Source organism: Alishewanella tabrizica (assembly GCF_014652375.1).
Classification (GTDB): Bacteria; Pseudomonadota; Gammaproteobacteria; order Enterobacterales; family Alteromonadaceae; genus Alishewanella; species Alishewanella tabrizica.
On sequence record NZ_BMYR01000014.1, the window covers coordinates 1 to 18056 of the forward strand.

General features: G+C 44.9%; 17 protein-coding genes and 2 tRNA genes. 7 read left to right on the forward strand and 12 right to left on the reverse strand.

Translation table 11 applies throughout. The annotated features are described in order from the left end of the window. Positions 1 to 91 precede the first annotated feature (91 nt). The 4 genes from IE070_RS14840 to dnaQ form a co-directional block, all read right to left on the reverse strand. Positions 92 to 168, reverse strand: a tRNA-Asp gene (locus tag IE070_RS14840). 16 nt (positions 169 to 184) lie between these two features. Then, positions 185 to 261, reverse strand: a tRNA-Asp gene (locus IE070_RS14845). Between the two features lie 106 nt (positions 262 to 367). Further along, entirely contained in the window at positions 368 to 1771 is a 1404-nt protein-coding gene (locus IE070_RS14850) for a TIGR03503 family protein (protein ID WP_189483986.1), read from the reverse strand. Beyond that, positions 1759 to 2463, reverse strand: a complete 705-nt coding sequence (dnaQ, locus tag IE070_RS14855) for a DNA polymerase III subunit epsilon (RefSeq protein WP_189483987.1) — start codon at positions 2461 to 2463, stop codon at positions 1759 to 1761. Before dnaQ ends, IE070_RS14850 begins: the two co-directional genes overlap by 13 nt. A 138-nt stretch (positions 2464 to 2601) precedes the next feature. Here dnaQ and rnhA point away from each other — a divergent pair, with 138 nt between their 5' ends. Beyond that, positions 2602 to 3087, forward strand: a complete 486-nt coding sequence (gene rnhA, locus IE070_RS14860; protein WP_189483988.1) for a ribonuclease HI — start codon at positions 2602 to 2604, stop codon at positions 3085 to 3087. Here the strand turns inward: rnhA and IE070_RS14865 are convergent. Then, positions 3073 to 3624, reverse strand: a complete 552-nt coding sequence (locus IE070_RS14865) for a glutathione peroxidase (RefSeq protein WP_189483989.1) — start codon at positions 3622 to 3624, stop codon at positions 3073 to 3075. The two genes, rnhA and IE070_RS14865, sit on opposite strands and share 15 nt — an antisense overlap. Before the next feature lie 169 nt (positions 3625 to 3793). On the opposite strand from IE070_RS14865, the gene IE070_RS14870 reads away from it, so the two are divergent. Beyond that, positions 3794 to 3985 carry a PA3496 family putative envelope integrity protein gene (locus IE070_RS14870; RefSeq protein WP_189483990.1) on the forward strand — a complete coding sequence of 64 codons (192 nt, stop codon included), beginning with the start codon at positions 3794 to 3796 and terminating at the stop codon, positions 3983 to 3985. Positions 3986 to 4092: 107 nt separating this feature from the next. On the opposite strand, the gene folE is transcribed toward IE070_RS14870, so the two are convergent. Together folE and IE070_RS14880 are read right to left on the reverse strand one after the other, a co-directional pair. Further along, positions 4093 to 4734, reverse strand: coding sequence for a GTP cyclohydrolase I FolE (gene folE, locus IE070_RS14875; RefSeq protein ID WP_189483991.1), 642 nt, complete (start codon positions 4732 to 4734; stop codon positions 4093 to 4095). A 146-nt stretch (positions 4735 to 4880) separates the two neighbouring features. Beyond that, positions 4881 to 5234 (reverse strand): DUF2750 domain-containing protein, encoded by a 354-nt coding sequence (locus IE070_RS14880; RefSeq protein ID WP_189483992.1) that lies wholly within the window; start codon positions 5232 to 5234, stop codon positions 4881 to 4883. A gap of 162 nt (positions 5235 to 5396) precedes the next feature. Here IE070_RS14880 and ettA point away from each other — a divergent pair, with 162 nt between their 5' ends. From ettA to IE070_RS14900, 4 genes are all read left to right on the forward strand, one after another. Next, a complete protein-coding gene (gene ettA, locus IE070_RS14885) occupies positions 5397 to 7058 on the forward strand; it encodes an energy-dependent translational throttle protein EttA (protein WP_189483993.1) in 1662 nt (553 codons plus the stop codon). Between the two features lie 171 nt (positions 7059 to 7229). Further along, the gene (locus IE070_RS14890) at positions 7230 to 7601 is read left to right on the forward strand and encodes a DUF6746 family protein (RefSeq protein ID WP_189483994.1); all 372 of its coding nucleotides are present in this window, start codon (positions 7230 to 7232) and stop codon (positions 7599 to 7601) included. 88 nt (positions 7602 to 7689) lie between these two features. Continuing rightward, positions 7690 to 8337: an energy-coupling factor ABC transporter permease gene (locus tag IE070_RS14895; RefSeq protein WP_189483995.1), complete on the forward strand. Its 648-nt coding sequence runs from the start codon at positions 7690 to 7692 to the stop codon at positions 8335 to 8337. A gap of 211 nt (positions 8338 to 8548) precedes the next feature. Beyond that, positions 8549 to 8863: a hypothetical protein gene (locus IE070_RS14900; RefSeq protein ID WP_189483996.1), complete on the forward strand. Its 315-nt coding sequence runs from the start codon at positions 8549 to 8551 to the stop codon at positions 8861 to 8863. Positions 8864 to 8997: 134 nt separating this feature from the next. Here IE070_RS14900 and IE070_RS14905 read toward each other — a convergent pair whose 3' ends face one another. Next, positions 8998 to 10194, reverse strand: a complete 1197-nt coding sequence (locus IE070_RS14905) for an amino acid aminotransferase (RefSeq protein WP_189483997.1) — start codon at positions 10192 to 10194, stop codon at positions 8998 to 9000. Between the two features lie 41 nt (positions 10195 to 10235). Continuing rightward, positions 10236 to 10976 (reverse strand): GAF domain-containing protein, encoded by a 741-nt coding sequence (locus IE070_RS14910; RefSeq protein ID WP_229797089.1) that lies wholly within the window; start codon positions 10974 to 10976, stop codon positions 10236 to 10238. Between the two features lie 156 nt (positions 10977 to 11132). Between IE070_RS14910 and IE070_RS14915 the strand changes: the two genes are divergently transcribed. Further along, positions 11133 to 11555, forward strand: a complete 423-nt coding sequence (locus IE070_RS14915; RefSeq protein WP_189483998.1) for a translation initiation factor — start codon at positions 11133 to 11135, stop codon at positions 11553 to 11555. A gap of 220 nt (positions 11556 to 11775) precedes the next feature. Here the strand turns inward: IE070_RS14915 and IE070_RS14920 are convergent, their stop codons facing one another. From IE070_RS14920 to IE070_RS14930, 3 genes are all read right to left on the reverse strand, one after another. Then, the gene (locus IE070_RS14920) at positions 11776 to 13440 is read right to left on the reverse strand and encodes a M28 family metallopeptidase (protein WP_189483999.1); all 1665 of its coding nucleotides are present in this window, start codon (positions 13438 to 13440) and stop codon (positions 11776 to 11778) included. 89 nt (positions 13441 to 13529) lie between these two features. Continuing rightward, positions 13530 to 14834, reverse strand: coding sequence for an amidohydrolase family protein (locus IE070_RS14925; protein ID WP_189484000.1), 1305 nt, complete (start codon positions 14832 to 14834; stop codon positions 13530 to 13532). After that, on the reverse strand, positions 14834 to 17968 hold the full coding sequence (locus IE070_RS14930; protein ID WP_189484001.1) for an amidohydrolase family protein: 3135 nt from the start codon (positions 17966 to 17968) through the stop codon (positions 14834 to 14836). The genes IE070_RS14925 and IE070_RS14930 overlap by 1 nt, the downstream gene beginning before the upstream one ends. Between the last annotated feature and the right edge of the window lie 88 nt (positions 17969 to 18056).

Sequence of the window (18056 nt, forward strand, 5' to 3'; positions counted from 1 at the left end):
CGGGACTCGAACCCGCGACCCCCGGCGTGACAGGCCGGTATTCTAACCGACTGAACTACCGCTCCGGATCAGGAAGCTGTCTCGATACAAGTGGCGGAGCGGACGGGACTCGAACCCGCGACCCCCGGCGTGACAGGCCGGTATTCTAACCGACTGAACTACCGCTCCGGTGTGTATCGAAAATTGGCGGAGCGGACGGGACTCGAACCCGCGACCCCCGGCGTGACAGGCCGGTATTCTAACCGACTGAACTACCGCTCCGCACCAAGCACTAGACAATTTCATTTGGGTATCGTCTGGTGCGGCGGGAATGATACGGATTAGGCTAAAGCCCGTCAACACCTTTTTTTAGCCTTTTGCCTATTCCTTAATCATCCGGTAATGAAAGGTCGAGAATGTCATCTGAATCGGTGTTTTTTTGCACTTTCTTCGGTTCATTTTTATCTTGCGGATTATTTGCTGGTGTCTCTTCCACCTTTTTTTTCTTACGCCAAAAAAGCAATACGGCAAAACCCCGTCCGGTAAACACCAGCCAAATTGCCGTACCGCCCGTCAATAAAATAATCAGATTAGCAGCAATTACCCATAGCCACGGAAAGGTTTGCTCTTCAGTTGCAACTAGGGTACTAAGATCTTCAGCAGACTCTGCAATAACTGGCTCGGTTATCGCAGGTGCTTCTTGAGCTTGTACCGTTACCAGAAAACGCTCTTCGGGTAAATTTAACACAAACTCCCTACCATCTTGCATTTGCCCAAACACCGCCACATTTAAGATATAACTGCCCGGGCCACGATTTTCCATAGCAATTTCTCTGCTTTGGCCTGGCTCGGTTAACGCAAAAGGCTGCATATCGCCATCGGGATAACGTATTTGTCCTTGAAATAATAAAGACGCAGGATCAACTAACTCAGATACAGGCTCAAATGAAACTCGGTGATGTTGCGGTTGCCCTTCTGCCGTGTTCGTGCCCGCTTCAATCTTTAAGGCTACCGGTGCGGGGGCAATGATGACAGGCGCTTGTGCTATTTCACGGCTGTATAAAGGGGTTGTAACACTAAATTTTGGCGTCCATTCACCGGCCCCAAAACCAAGATTTATTTCACCGGTAAAAATACCGTCGCGCGCGCTGGCATCATAACCTCGACCATCATCTCTAAAGGTCGCAACTTCAACGATACCCCGGCCAAAATTGTCATACTCTTTGTTATTAGTACTCAAAAAGTGGACTTGTAAATTAAGGATATCTTTAAACTCTCTAACATCAACAGTACGATCGCCGTCCATCAATCTCGCAGTCAATTTGAACGTTTCGCCTACCATCAACGGCTCAGGAAGCGCATCGACTTTCAGCTCAACATCGGTAAGCACTAAAATTTTACTATCGGGTAATATCCGACCTATTGCTTGCCAAGGTCCAGGCATCGGATTGCTAATTTCAATTAAATCGTAAGTCGCAGCATCATGCCAACGCATACCATTATCTTTCGCGGTGTTATAAAACACTTTACTGCCATCGGGTCTCACTAATACGATCGATGCCGTGCCACGACGCCGAAATAGCACCATGGTAATGCTTTCAATGCCATCATCGATGCGAAACCGATTATCTAAAAGGGGGATTTGATTACCCAGCGGTAAGTCAGCAAGCATTTTTAACCCTGCTTGCGCTGCTTGTTCGTCCATTTCCTGTGTTTGTTGCGGTTGTTGTGTCTGAGCCAGACTTACGCCGCACAAACACCACAGCAACAGCACAAGGCTTAATTTCGCCATAGACAACTGCCTCCTTTTTTCTGAACCAAATCAAGCCGTCCTTCATGCGCAGCTAATTCGTCCACATTGGCTTTAATCACCTTAAGCTTGCCATTGCGAGCAATGGTTAAGGTATTAACCACATCATGCTGTGCTATGTGCTCTTCAGCCGCTAGATTGAGGCTGCCCTGCCCCCCCGTCATGAGCAAATAAACATCGGCCAAAATCTCAGCGTCAAGTAAAGCGCCATGCAAGGTTCGATGACTGTTATTGATATCATAACGACGACATAACGCATCGAGATTATTTTTTTGTCCCGGATGAAGTTCTCTGGCTAACTTTAATGTATCGACAATCGCGCAATGGCTTGCTACAGGTGGCAAAGTGGGTTTTAGTAAAGAAAATTCGTGATCAATAAATCCCACATCGAAAGCCGCATTGTGAATAACCAGCTCAGCACCTTGAATATAATCAAAAAAACGTTGTGCTATATCACGAAAGGTTGGCTCGTGCTGCAAACGTTCGTTGGTAATACCGTGAATCGCAATAGCCTCTGCCTCAATCTCGCGCTCAGGATTGATATAAACATGAAAGTTATGCCCGGTAAAACGTCGATTGATCAGTTCAACGCACCCGATTTCAATAATACGATGGCCTTCTTTGGGGTTGATACCGGTAGTTTCAGTATCCAGAATAATTTGTCGTTTTAGCATGGCTCATTTGGTATTTATCTGCAATTGAGGTTGATTATATACCCAAACCACCGCAATATGCAGATTTTAGCTAAGCACCTTAAACCAGTTAATTTGCTCAGGTTTGCGTGAGTGCGGATCAAGGTAAACAAAAGCAGTATGCAAAAAAGTATTACTATTTATACGGATGGATCGTGCTTGGGTAATCCGGGACCAGGCGGATACGGTGCGATTTTGATATTTAAACAACATCGTAAAGAGCTCAGTGGCGGTTTTCGACTAACAACAAATAATCGCATGGAATTATTGGCTGCCATAATGGGATTGGAAGCATTAAAAGATCAATGCAGTGTTGATCTTACCACCGATAGTCAATATGTGCGGTTGGGCATTACCCAATGGCTAGCCGGTTGGAAACGTAATCAATGGCGAACTAGTCAGAAGCAACCGGTTAAAAATCAGGACTTGTGGCAACGTTTGGATCGCGCTTGCCAGCAACATATGGTTAAATGGCATTGGGTTAAAGCGCACAATGGCCATCCTGAAAACGAGCGCTGTGATCAGCTAGCAAGAGCGGCAGCAACAAACGAAGCTACCGCTATTGATGAGGTATTTGAAGAAAATAACGCCTTACTTGGCGGCTAACATCTTTTCAAGTTCAGCAAGAAACTTTGGATCATCTGGGCTGGTGCGGCTACCAAAATGCACCACCTGTTGTTCATCACTACTTACGATGTACTTGTTGAAGTTCCATGATGGACTTTCACCCGTTTTGGCAATTAACGCTTTAAAAACAGGATTAGCTTTATCGCCACGAACGCTGGTGGTAGAAAACATTGGGAACTCTACACCATAAGTTAAATAACAAACTTCGGCAGTTTTCTCTTCGTCATTATGCTCTTGACGAAAATCATTCGATGGAAAACCTAATACCACTAAACCTTGATCTTTATATTGCTGGTAGAGCGCTTCTAACGCTTCAAATTGTGGCGTAAAACCACACTTACTCGCAGTATTTACCACAATAAGTGTTTTACCTTTAAATTGCTCACACAAATCAACACTTTCGCGCGTTTTTAATTGTTGTACAGAGTGACCTAAAATATCACCGCACTGCGCAGATTCCGCGGGCGATGCCCATGCTAAAGCCCCTAACATGGCTACCGCTAACATTGTTTTCATTCTTATCTCCGTTAATCAGAATAATTATTTTTTGAGTATACGCTTAACAGAGAAGGTTGGATTCTTATTTATGAATAATCGCATTATTCATCGTTAGCATAAAAAAAATTCACTGTTTTAAATCTAAAAAAATCGGTAAATAGTCAGAAAAATCGAAGAGGCTTATTTAATGACATCCTTACCGCCTATAGAACCAGAGTTAGACGATATTGTTGATGATCCAGAACTTGAAAAAAATTTAAATAAAAAAGATGTTAAATCGCGTCAAAAATTAGAAGCGCGCAAACGTATTGATGAGTTATTAGAGCAAAAACGTTTACGCAAACTGTTAGATGATTGGGATCTCAATGACGAGACTTAGAAAGCATTTGAAATGATTTAAGAGGCATATGTTCTGGTGTTATGTGTTAAGGCCGTCCACCCAAAAATGTAGCAACGGCCTATGTGCACCAGCGAGCAAATACTCCACTAACGAGACAAAAACTCTGCGCGGGTGCGAGCGTCATCTTTAAAACAACCGCCTAATGCCGTCGTTTGTGTTTTAGAATTAACATCCATTACGCCACGCGATTTTACGCAATAGTGAATAGCATCCATGGTAACAGCAACGTTATCGGTATCTAACAGTGTCTGAAGTGCGACTAAAATCTGCTGTGTCAACCGCTCTTGTACTTGTGGACGCTGTGCAAAGAAACGCACTATGCGATTAATTTTTGATAACCCAATAATTCGATCTTTGGGGATATAAGCGACAGTAGCACTACCGTCTATTGTCACAAAATGATGTTCGCACGTGCTGGTGAAGCTAATATCTTTAACTTTGACCATTTCACTTACTTGCATTTTATTTTCAATAACGGCTATTTTGGGAAAAGTGCTATAATCTAAACCGCTAAACACCTCGTCTACATACATTTTAGCAATACGATGAGGGGTTTCACGTAAACTGTCATCGTTCAAATCAAGCCCTAATGTATTCACGATGTCTGTCATCAGTTGACTGATTTTTTCATACTTTTCGTTACGAGATAAACCATTGTCGCGCATAGGTGTTTCAAGACCTTTAGCCTCCAGCACGCTGCGCACTAATATCGCTTCTTTTGATAACATAATGCTTCCAAAACCTGATAAGGATACGGCATATACGCTTTGCTTTACCAAGCAGTTTAGCGACCGTGTAACATAATTGTATTTTACACCCATAAATAGCGAAAGCCCAGCAAGGCTGGGCTTTCCTCATTGCACCAAACGTCGTTTTACTGAACCAAGGCCAATGCTTCTAACAATTCTCGCGGTTCCACTTCTGGGCCATTTAGGGATTCATCCCAGTTAGTTCCAATTAACACGCCATCATCATACATTTCTTTTAACCAGCCTTCGCAAAACACATCAAGTGGGATCGCCTCAGGTTTATAACCAGCCCACTCGTCTGAACAATGTGCCTGCGCTTCGGCTTTATTTGACCAAAACGGCATTACATCCGTTTCTTCAAACTCAACCGATTCAACAACCAGTAAATCCTCGCCATCAGCCAGGGTCCAAACCACGCCTTGGGTTTTAGCTTCTTCAATAAAACGTTGGAAACTCGGATCGTGTGCAAACTCAGCCATAATAAACCTGCTAAAAAATTAGTTATCGACGACTATTAAAACAGAGATCAGCTAGCAAAAGCCAACTTTATTCAGTAAGTATGGCATTCACTTTCCCCCTTGGCTAAAAATAACGTACAATTTGTGCTGGTCTGATAGCCCTTAACGGACGGTAGCATAATAATGGCACAATATATTTACTCTATGTATCGGGTATCGAAAGTCGTTCCCCCGAAACGTACAATTTTAAAAGATATATCACTCTCCTTTTTTCCCGGCGCGAAAATTGGCGTCTTGGGCTTAAACGGCTCCGGTAAATCCACACTGTTACGCATTATGGCCGGTGTTGATAAGGAGTTTGAAGGTGAAGCACGCCCCCTTGCCGGCACTAAAATTGGTTACTTACCGCAAGAACCTCAATTAGATCCGACCAAAACTGTGCGCCAAATTGTGGAAGAAGCTGTAGCAGACGTAAAGCACGCCTTTACACGCTTAGATGAAGTGTATGCCGCTTACGCCGATGAAAATGCAGATTTTGACGCCCTTGCACGCGAACAAGGCGAACTGGAAGCATTAATCCAGGCAAAAGACGGTCATAATCTTGAGAACACCTTAGAACGTGCCGCAGATGCGCTTCGCCTCCCCCAATGGGATGCCAAAATTGAGTATTTATCGGGTGGTGAACGACGTCGTGTTGCTATTTGCCGATTGTTACTTGAACGCCCTGACATGTTGTTACTCGACGAACCGACCAACCACTTAGATGCGGAATCGGTTGCATGGTTAGAGCGTTTCTTACATGATTATCCAGGTACCGTAGTGGCAATAACCCACGATAGATACTTCTTAGATAACGTAGCGGGTTGGATTTTAGAACTAGACCGCGGCGAAGGTATTCCTTGGGAAGGCAATTACTCTTCTTGGTTAGAGCAAAAAGATGCACGTTTACAGCAAGAAGAAAAAACCGAAAATGCTCGCCAGCGTTCTATAAAACAAGAACTGGAGTGGGTAAGAACGAACCCGAAAGGTCGTCATGCTAAAAGCAAAGCACGGATGGCGCGCTTTGAAGAGCTGCAAAGTCAAGAATTCCAAAAACGCAATGAGACCAATGAGTTGTTTATTCCACCAGGTCCTCGTTTAGGCGACAAAGTGCTGGATGTGAAAAACCTGTGTAAGTCTTTTGGCGATCGTGTGTTAATTGATGATCTCAGTTTCAGTATTCCCAAAGGCGCAATTGTCGGCATCATCGGCCCCAACGGTGCAGGTAAATCTACGCTCTTTAAAATGATCACGGGCAGTGAGCAAGCCAACAGTGGTAGTATTGACGTGGGTGAAACCGTACACGTTGCCAGCGTTGAGCAATTCCGAGACAGCATGAACCCAAAGAATACCGTATGGCAAGAAATTTCAAACGGTCAAGATATGTTGCAAATTGGCAGTTTTCAAATTCCAAGCCGGGCTTACGTCGGTCGTTTTAACTTTAAAGGTAATGATCAGCAAAAATTTATCGGCGAATTATCAGGCGGTGAACGTAACAGAGTGCATCTTGCGGCGTTGTTAAAGGCCGGTGGTAATATGCTACTGCTAGATGAACCCACCAACGATCTTGACGTTGAGACCTTGCGTGCACTCGAAAATGCCATTCTGGATTTCCCTGGCTGTGCCATGGTAATTTCGCACGATCGCTGGTTTTTAGATCGGATCGCCACGCATATTCTAGATTACCGTGATGAAGGCAAAATTAACTTCTTCGAAGGCAATTATTCTGATTATGAAGCGTGGATTAAATTAACTTACGGCGCAGCGGCCTTAGAACCACATCGTATTAAATACAAAAAAATCTAACGTGTTATCGCGATGACTGTCGTTGTTCCCTAACGACATCCTGACAACGCCTGCTCTGTGCAGGCGTTTTCGTAGGCGGTTTAACAAAGGTAATGACGGCCTTATTGCTGCTTGCAAATTGCTTAAAAGCTGCTAAAGTAACTGAGAATTATTATCATCTAAGGGCGTTTTATGAAATCACTCTATTACATCGTATTGCTCGGTATGCTGTCGTTAACCAGTCAAGCCAGTTTTGCTAACGAGCGTCCAGCACATTTTAAAGGTGAAACAATATGTAATACGCAACAAGCCATCGCGAGTTTTAACACAGCAAACACCCAACTAGCCAAACTGCTGGCTGGCGAATTGAATCCGACAACGATTACTGAAATTCACGAACTCACTTATACACTGGAAAACGCTTTAGCCTTGCTTCCTGCCGCAGATGACACCCTTAAAGCCGTGTTAGAAGAGGTACATTTAGGCTCTGAAGTAATGGACGCCACACGTGTGCGTGATAATGGTCAGCTTTATCTACAGTTGGCCAAAAAATTACAAAACTAATTCTGCTATAATCAGCCCAGTTATATGGCTGGGCTCGCGTGTTCTGCGCTAAAATCGTGCCACTCTCACGCAAATCTGATCCTAAGTTATGACCCATTGGCAGCTCATCGCATGGCTTGGTAGCCTCATTATCTTATTGCGTTTTTATCCCAAAGAATTCGTACCGCGCTTGCTCCAGGTCCCTGGTTATCAACATCTGGTGTTTGCGTCAGCCGTGTTTCTTACGTTACTCTGGTCAGTTAGAGCAGGTATTGTGCCGGGGTTAGAATTGTTTTTCCTGGGAATCACCACGCTCGTTCTATGCCATGGTTGGCGTATTGCTATGTGGATCTGTTGTATTCCACTTTGCATGCTATTGTTATTTGGAATAGTACCGTTAACAGAGGGTGGCGCATTTGCCCTTACGACGTTTATCTTGCCTGGCCTGTTTAGCTACGCGGTATTTAAGTGGTCATATCATTATTTAAGCCGTCATTTATTTGTTTATATTTTTGTAGCCGGTTTTATTAATGCCGCCCTAACTATTATGCTAAAAATTCTGCTGACGTCAGGTTGGTTCTTGCTTCAAGACAGCCATAGTTGGCATACGATTTATCAGAACTACACGCAATTGGCGCTTTTGATTTGGTTTGGCGAAGCGCTATTAAACGGTATGGCGATTACATTGATGGCGGTTTATCGCCCTGAATGGCTGCGCACTTTTTATGATAATGAGTATTTATCACCCGAGCGCTAACCCGAGTAGACTAGGGTGAAACGTTGACACTAAAAAATAGTTAAATTAACTACTTTTTAGTTTTTGATTATTTTGCCGTTGAGAGTGAAACTGCTTAATAAATATTTTACATTTATTTATCAAGCACTTAATTTCAATTACGTCATTGGCACAGCAATTGTAATACTAAGGAGGTTATTAACCCATAATCTTTAACTAAGTGAGTGCCATCATGAAAAACGTTCAAATTACTCTAATCGCTTGTTTATTTAGTGCCAGCATATTCGCCCCTGTAAATGCTAATAGCGTGAGCGAGCTAACAACCCAAGCCTTACAACAGCATTTGATTGAGATCCAAGAATCTATAAAAACGCAGACGAAATCGACCATTGAACAGGCAACAAAACAGCTGCTTGAACAAACTAACATAAGCATGAGAACAACAAAGAGCGACACAGGCGACACAGGCGACACTGCATCATTACATGCAGTACCCAAAGTGCAAGCTACGCAACTTGTAGTACAGGTTAAAACAGAGGAAGAATAATGCATAACATGCAAATGCGAGCAGTATTGCAAATGCCTAGGTTAAACGGCTTTACCGGTAATGCTTACATTACCGGTATATTAGCAACTTACCCAGTTACGCAAAGAGTAAGTTGCCCCTACAATTGCGTAAAATTAGCCTTTTAAAACGGTTGCAACCGCTTTTGCAAAATAATCAATATTACTGTGGTTTAACCCAGCAATACTAACGCGGCTTGAACCCACCATATAAATACTAAACTCGGTTTTTAAGCGTTCAATTTGCTCCTTGCTAATGCCCAAAAAGCTAAACATCCCGTGTTGACGTGCAATAAAGCTAAAGTCTTGGCTGATCCCTTCAGCAGCAAACTTATCAATAATCAATTGACGATAGCTGTTAATGCGATCACGCATTTCCGCCAGCTCTTGGTGCCATAATGCCGTCAACTCAGCACTGTCTAAAATATGTGCCACAATAATCGCCCCGTGGGCCGGCGGCATCGAGTAAATACTGCGCACAACACTGAGCAAATTCACCCGAGCGATATCCATCACTTGGCTATCAGCTGAGACAATACTAACCGCACCAATTCGCTCACGGTATAATCCAAAGTTTTTCGAGCACGAGCTGCATAAAATCATTTCTGCGACGTGATCAGCTAAATAACGCAACCCTGCAGCATCTTCTGCTAGGCCGACACCAAAACCTTGGTAGGCCATATCAACCAATGGCGTAAAACCACGCTCAAGGGCAATAGCAGTAAAACGTTGCCACTGTTCAAAGGTTAAATCCATACCGCTAGGATTGTGGCAACAAGCATGCACTAACACCACATCACCTGCGGGGATCTGTGCTAAGTCGGCAAACATTTGCTCAACTTGTAAGCCCTTAGTTTGATAATCGTAATAGGAATACTCTTTTACCTGCAAACCGGCAGCTTGAAAAAGCGAGATGTGGTTTGCCCACGTTGGCGTAGTGACCCAGACCGTGGCATTTGGATTTGCGCGTTTAATAAACTCGGCTGCAACGCGCAGTGCACCTGTACCACCGGGGGTATGTGCCGAGGTAACGCGGTTAGCCAGCAACACTTGATGTGATGCACCAAACGCTAATTTCTCGATATGACTGTTAAATCCTAAATCACCTGCCATACCAATGTAGGTTTTGCTGTTTTCTTGTTTTAAGCGTAATGCTTCTGCTTCTTTAACGCTTTTTAGCACAGCCGTATGGCCTTGCTCGTCTTTGTAAACACCAACGCCTAAGTCTACTTTTAGTGGATTAGGATCGTCACGATAAGCTGCCATCAACCCTAAAATAGGGTCGGTAGCCACGGGTTTTAACTGAGCAAACATAATGTTCTACCTGATTTATGATTATTAAGAGCGTGGCCGCATCAAGATGTTGCCGGTAAAAACTGCGGTATAGTCAAACATACTGCAACCAATAATGCCAAAGCGTCAGCGGTAAATACGTGTTTAGTTACATCTTCGGCATCTACTATACCTGCTATCTTGCCTGAAGGCGTAAACAGTGGCAAACAAGCTTCAGCCTGCACTTTGGGATCACACGTATAATATTCGCCACCCTGTTGTAAATAAGCCGCCACATCGTTAATGACCCGGCCTTTTCCGGTTAACCCTACCGTGCTGTTATTACTCAATTGCGCAAATTCAGCATTTAATGGAAACTCGGCTCTAGAGGCTGCACCAAAATAACTTAACTTAACTAAAACTGGTTCGTTTTCAACAGAAGAACGGGCTTGGTAAATGCCAAACCATGCCACGCCCGCGTGTTGCTGATAAAATGCGGTGATCAAGCTTAACGTCTCAAGTGCCTGTTGGTTTGCCGGTGTTTTACCGCCTAATATACCGGTTAAATCGTATGGCGTATCGGCAAGCACACCAAACAAGGAACATGCACCACCTTCACCTAACTCGGGAACTGCATATTGCCAAACCACCTGTGGTACAGCTGCCTGCGCAAGGAAATGTTCAAGTTGCGCCATATAATCACATGTTTTGGCTGTAAAATCAGTCAATGAAGGCAGCAAGGTTGGCGCACATGACGCAAACAAACCGCTTTTATCTAAATACGTTTTTACCCATTCTGCTATTTGCGCAGTATCGTGCATCATGTTAACCAAAATATAGCCATCCAGATTTCTAAAAATTGATTATATTTTACCAGATACCATTAAAAAACCAAGCCAATGCCAGAAAAACTTGCTGCATGACGTCTAGCTCAGTAAGCTTTAAACTTTACTGTTTTCTCAGTTGTAACGAGCAACACTATGACCAAAAAAATGTCGCTTGCCGATTGGCAACAACAACGCTCAGATACTGACACGGCTTCTCAAACCACAGAGCACGCCTTATCAGCTCATCAAGGTAGCAAAACCGAACTGGTTTATTCCACCGAACATGGCCGTATCGCGCCCGCCACAGCAGCCCCAATTAAGGGCGAACGCTATACCGATGGTGCTTTGCGAATAAAACGCGAAACTAAGGGGCGTGGTGGTAAAACGGTACTAATTATTACTGGATTAATGGGTACCCCGGCAGAACTCAGCGCACTGTGCACTGATTTGAAAAAACGGTGTGCGTGTGGCGGCGCAGTAAAAGAAGGCCATATTGAAATCCAAGCAGACAAGCGTGAATTTGTCGCAGAATTACTCCAGCAAAAGGGGTACAAAGTGAAACAAGCTGGCGGTTGATCGCTAGCTGTTTAGATACGCAGAATTGTTAAATACGCAGGTTATTTAGATACACAGAGTTTTATGATACGCAAGGTTTAAGGATACGCAGAGTTTAAGGATACGCAGAGTGTTAAATAAGCAGCGCGTTTTCACACGCTGCTTTGTATTATCGCAGCCCAGTACCTAACTAGCCCAGTACCTAACCAGCCCTGAACACGTATTGAGCTGAGTATAAACATCACTCAGAGTTATCTGCCCGACCAAAAATATTTTTAAAGAAACTATCTTTACGCCACAATGGTTTCTCTGGACTGTTCGCCACATCTAACGCGATGTTAAAGTTAATATCAGTAAAAATGGCGCCAGCATCATAGCGAATAGGACCATATTCTTTAGTTAAGCTTGGAATATCATCAGAAGGCTTATGATAGTGTTTTGCAAAAAAACTGCCCCAAATTTTGCCACCATCCTGCTTAGGATCTTTTGATGTAAAACCGGTCATTAAAAATACTGCAGGTACCCCCTGCTGTACTAAGCGATAATGATCAGAGCGGGTAAAAATCGCTTGCTCAGGCATAGGATCCGCACTCAAAGCGATACCCTCTTTAGCCGCCGCGCGGGCAACTACATCTCCTAAGGTTGAATGATTTGCGCCAAACGCGATTAAATCAGCAAACGGGTACAGTAACACTGGCATATCTAAATTTACATTTGCCACCATTTGATTAATCGGCACTGGAGGTTGCTTAGCAAAATAATCTGCTCCTAATAAGCCTTTCTCTTCACCTGTTACCGCGGCAAACAGAATAGTGCGTTTAGGTGCTTTTGGAAGCGCGGCGAAAAGTCGTGCGGTTTCTAATAATATTGCGACACCCGCAGCGTTATCCATGGCGCCATTATTGATTTTGTCTTCGGTGCGTAAATCATTGGCCAAACCAATATGATCAGAATGGGCAGTAAGTACCACATACTCGTGCTTTAACGTGGGATCAGAGCCAGGCAAAACCGCCAACACATTGGGGCTATCAATGGCTTGATGTTGCGTTTTACTGCTTAATTGCATGGTACCCGGCAAGGTAAACCCGCGGGGGATTTTATCTTCAGCAATAGTCGTAAAAATGCTGTCTAACGATTGTCCCGCGGCCGCAAAGAGTGTTTTAGCCGTATCAGGATGTAAATATGCACCGCCTTTAATTTGTGGGAAACCTCTGCCAACCTTCCCATCATTATCTAACCAGCTCATTGAGGGCGCGTTTAAAAATAATAAACTGTTGGCATAAGGCCGTGTCTTCTCTTGCTCTGGCGTATGCACGGTAAGGATCCCGATTGCGCCTTGCTGGGCGGCAAATTCCGTTTTCATGCTGCCTAAATAAGCACGCTCTTCACTGGGAAGAAACGCGGGTAATCCCGCTAACATCACCACAATTTTGCCTTTGACATCTAAGTTGGCATAATCATTTAATTCAAAGGCATCAGAGACTAAACCGTATCCCACAAACACCATTTCCCCCTGAAGGGCCAAATCGGGTTGCTGCAAATTGGGCCCAGTAAAAAATTGCTGAGGATAACTGGGTGTCAGCGTTTGTCCCTGAACCTCAAAGCGTAAATGGGCGCTACCTTGCACTAATAGTGCTTTACGCATGGGTACTCGCTGAAAAAAGCTGCCATCGGCCGCGCCACCTTGTAACCCCAGCGCCTGAAATTGTTGTGCGATATAACGCGACGCAATTTCATGGCCTCGGCTACCGGTATCACGCCCTTCTAATAAATCATCGGCTAAAAAAGTAAGATGACTTTCTAGCACACTAGCGCTGGCTCGAGGTGCCGGAGGCTGCGGCGCTGAAACACAGGCAGTCAGGGTAAAGAAGCCACTGACCAGTAAAATTAGCGATTTTTTAAACATGTTCACTCTGTCCTTTATCAATAAAAAAGTGCCAGTAAACTGGCACTTTGCTCATTGTGCAGCATTAGTAATAATGCAATTTACAAGAATTACTGCGTCGCTTGCGCTTGATAACGCTGCTGATAACGACGGTGTAATTGCTTATGCCGATTGTCTAGATCGACACGACGGCCATCAATCCACAACTGCTCAATGCTGTGGCCTTGGTAATCAAAGATATCACCTGCTGACAATACAAGGCTGGCGCTTTTCCCAACTTCAATTGAGCCTAAACGATCGGCTACCCCAGCAATAATGGCGGCATCCAGTGTTAATGAACGTAATGCTGCAGCCGGATCTAAACCATAACGGGTCACATGGCCTGCCGCAAACACTAAATTACGCGTATCCCAGAAGCCGTCTAAAGACAACGCAATACGAACGCCCGCTTGTTGTAAAATGCCTGGTGCACTAAACGCTTGATCATAAGCTTCATCTGAACGCGTTGGTAGCCCATACGGCGCAGTATAAATAACATCTACCTGATTTGCCGCTAGTTCGTCGGCCATGCGCCAACTATCACGCCCACCGACAATGACCAACTTTGCTTGGTACTGTTTTGCCAACAAGATGGCTTGACGAATTTGTCGCGGATCATCGGCATGCACAAACAGCGGTAGCTTACCGTCAAAAAAGGTCAGCATTGCGTGCCAGCGTGAATCTTTACCACGGTTTAGCCCGGCTTGCTCTGCCAAATAATACGCATGAGCTTGTTTAAAAAAACCATGTAATTGGTCAAGTTGTTCGGTTTGACGCTGCTGCTGTTGCTCAACACTGTCACGCACCCACCAGCCAGTTTGCAAACTCATCCGTGGCCAACTGACATGTAAGCCAACATCACTCTGCACCAGTGCATCTTGCCAATTCCAACCATCCAACTGCATTAACGCCGAGCGCCCTGTAATTAAACTGCCCGACGGGTAGATGAGGCTATGACTAAAACCATTACTGCGAATGGTTGGGATCACTACGGAATCTGCATTAAAAGCCACTTGCACCTGTAAATCTGGATTGGTTGCCGTCACTTCATTGTCGTCTCGGGTTGCCCGCACAGCTTCTACTTCAATTAACCCTAATTGATTAATCAGCGCAATTAATCCCGGATAAAGGTGTTTTCCCGTCAAATCTTCAACTTGTGCCCCTTGCGGCGCCGCTAAGTTAACGCCAACAGCCGCAATTTTACCGTCAACCAATAAGACATCTTGCACAGCAGGAGCTGACACCACGCTGTGCACCGTGGCGTTTTTCAAGAGAATAGGTGCCGACTGTTTGGGGGCAGGAACTGGATTTACTGCCCAAAGCGTGCTGCTTGCCATAGTACAGGCAGCAGCAAATAACGTTATTAGTCGCTTCATTAATGTTGCTCTCCGTGACTATGACCATGCCCATGCAAATGCGCACCAAAACCAAACCGCAATTTTAACCAATCATCATTGTCTTCACAGTGCCAGATGGGATCGTCCTGTTTGTAGGCTGTGGTGCTACCTTGCCGTGCCGATTCACCGGCAGTCAGAATTTTTTGTATTAATTGCTGACGCTCTTGCTCAATTTGCTGGCGAGCCTGTAAATCTTGTTGACGATCAAAATAACGTGCGCCCTCAATCCACGTTTGCTGTACAACTGCGTAAACCGATAAGGGTGCAGCATCCCACAAGACAAAATCAGCTTGTTTACCCACAACAATAGCGCCAACCGTGTCGTCAATTTTCAGTTGCTTCGCCGGATTAATGGTGACCATTTTTAACGCCTCATGCTCATCCATATTGCAGTACATGGTGGATTTTGCGGCTTCTTGGTTTAAGCGACGTAACAAACCCGGATCATCAGAGTTAACACTCACTAACAATCCTTGTTCATGCATCAAGCAAGTATTCGTAGGAATAGCATCATTCACTTCCATTTTAAATCCCCACCAATCGGCAAACGTAGATACGCTGGCACCATGGGCTTTCATTTCACTGGCCACTTTATAGCCCTCTAAAATGTGCGTATAGGTATTGACCTTAAAGCCCATCTCGTCTGCGACTTGCATTAACATCAGAATTTCTGATGCAACATAAGAGTGCGTATGAATATGACGCTTACCTTCGATAATTTCGACCAGTGTATCTAATTGATAATCGCGCCGAGGCGGTGCTACGCGGCTTTGTTCGCGTTTAGACAATTTATTAAACGCTTGCCATGCGGCTTGATACTCTTTTGCCGCCTGAAACTGATCGCGGATAAAGGTTTCTACCCCGATACGGCTTTGCGGATAACGACTGGTAAATTCCGTTCCCCAATTCGATTGCTTAACGTTTTCACCCAAGGCAAACTTAATACTTGGCGGTGCATTTTTAAACTTTAAGCCTTCCGCGTCAGCTCCCCAGCGTAAACTCAAAATTTGGGCGCGTCCGCCAATGGGATTAGCACTACCATGTAACACTTGCACGGCGGTAACACCGCCAGCTAAAGCACGATAAATATTAATATCATCTGGATTAATGACATCGCCCAAATGCACTTCTGCCGTATTCGCATGCGAACCTTCATTGACACCTTGCTCGGTTGCAATATGAGAATGTTCATCAATAATACCGGGCGTGACGTGCATGCCGCTGGCATCAATCACCGTGTAACCTCGTGGCGTTGCTAAATTTTGTCCGATTTTTTCAAACTTACCATCGCGAACAAGAATATCGGTATTCTGCAAGATACCCTGCTCTGCAGCAGTCCATACAGTAGCGTTCTTAATATGCACATTTTGCGCTGTGGGTAGTGCAGATACCCCAAAGGCGCGGTTTGGATACGTGAGCTGCGAGACCATTGTTGCAGCAGGCTTCAAAGCTGGAGCTTTATCGCTTGCTGTTGTCTGAGCACGCTCTGGTTGCTGCATCGCCACCACTGCGCGCTGTTGTCCAGCCGCATCTAACCAGTAACCGCTTAGCTGTTGCTCAGTCAATACCCCATTAAACTGTAATACCACAGCTTGTTCATTTAGCGACACGAGCGGTAAGCTAAATTGCAGCCGATCGCCTTGCACAACAATATGTTCTAGCTTGGTTTTTTTATCTGCTAAGGTGGCTTCACCGGTCAGTTTTGGCGCGGTACCTTTGAGTATGATAGTAAAGGTGTCGTTATTAAAACTAAGTTGATACTCGCCAGCAAAAGAGGTTGGTTGCACCGGAACAAAACGATGTTCCTGACCACGTAACCAGGTTGCCACAATATCACCATCTTGGAATAAATCGCCTCGGCTGATCACTAAGTCAGCCTGATAACCAGGTGCAATTTTACCTAACGATGCTTGTAAACCTAAGATATCTGCTGGGACGATGGTTAACGCTGCCAGCGCCTGCTCTGGCGTTAAACCGTGCTGAATAGCTTTACGCACATTTGGAATAAACTCTGACTTTTTCGCAAGACCATGTGAGGTCAAGGCAAAAGGGATCCCAGCCTGAGCCAATACCGACGCGTTCGCAGGGGCCCGTTCCCAATGCCGCAGTTCTGCCAGATTTACATCTAAGCGCTGCTCTGCTGTGGTAATACTAGGGGCCGCTGGAAAGTTTAGCGGCAATAAGATAGGTTTCCCCGTCGCTTTAACCTGCGCTAATCGGCTGTATTCATAGCCAGAACCCAGCAATAGCGCATTATTAATATTAAATTCGGCTAACAGGCGGTTGGCACGAAGCAACGAACGCTCATCAGTAGTATCAAACAACACACCTTGCTGCGGTAGTGTGCCTAAGGCTGCTAACGCTGCATTAAATTCTATAGGCTGCCCTGCTAACGACATAGTCGGATTGGCCGTTGCCGCTTGATACCAGTTAGCATCAGAAAGCGTTTGTCGAAGTAAAGCGACAGAGCCCATTAATGATGAAGGATAACTTTGTTTTGAACTGCCTTTGCTAAAGGAAAGAAAATGCTGCGCATCCGCCTTTAAAATCACATCATTAGGTAACCCTTGTGCCAATGATGCGACAAAAGCCGTCCCGCGAAAAATACCATCTTGTCTGGCACTTTGTACCGAAGTAAACCCTGCTTTTAAGAGCTCGTTTGCCGCTTTGCTGTCTGGCTTAAATTCAGTTACCCAGCGCTGTTGAGCGTGTATAGCATCATTAGCCGCATTGCCTCCCCGCCGCGCATTTTCATACATGGGACGACGACCAAAACTAAAGCCTTCATCGGCAGCCGCCGCTGGAATACCATATTGTGTATAGGGATCAATAAAACCCGGATAAATGTGGTAACCCTTAAGATCCACCGTTTGATAGCCTGCCGGCACTGACGCATTCGTGCGTACAGCTTCAATTTTACCGTCACGAATAAGTACCGTGGCCTGCGGCAGCGTGTTGCCAGGTTCCGTGGTTACGGTAGCATTAATAAGGGCAACGAGGTTGGGGGTTTTGTCGCGGATCCCCAGTTCCGGTGTCGTCTGAGCCGCATAACATGCAGCACTGGACGTGCCGAGTAATGCTAAGCTCAGCAGAGACAAACGCGCTGATATCATAAATAACGTTTTCCTGAATGGTGTTAGACGCGGGTCGAAACAATTCAAGCAAAACACCCGCTTTTTGCAAAGTATCGCGCACTAAAAA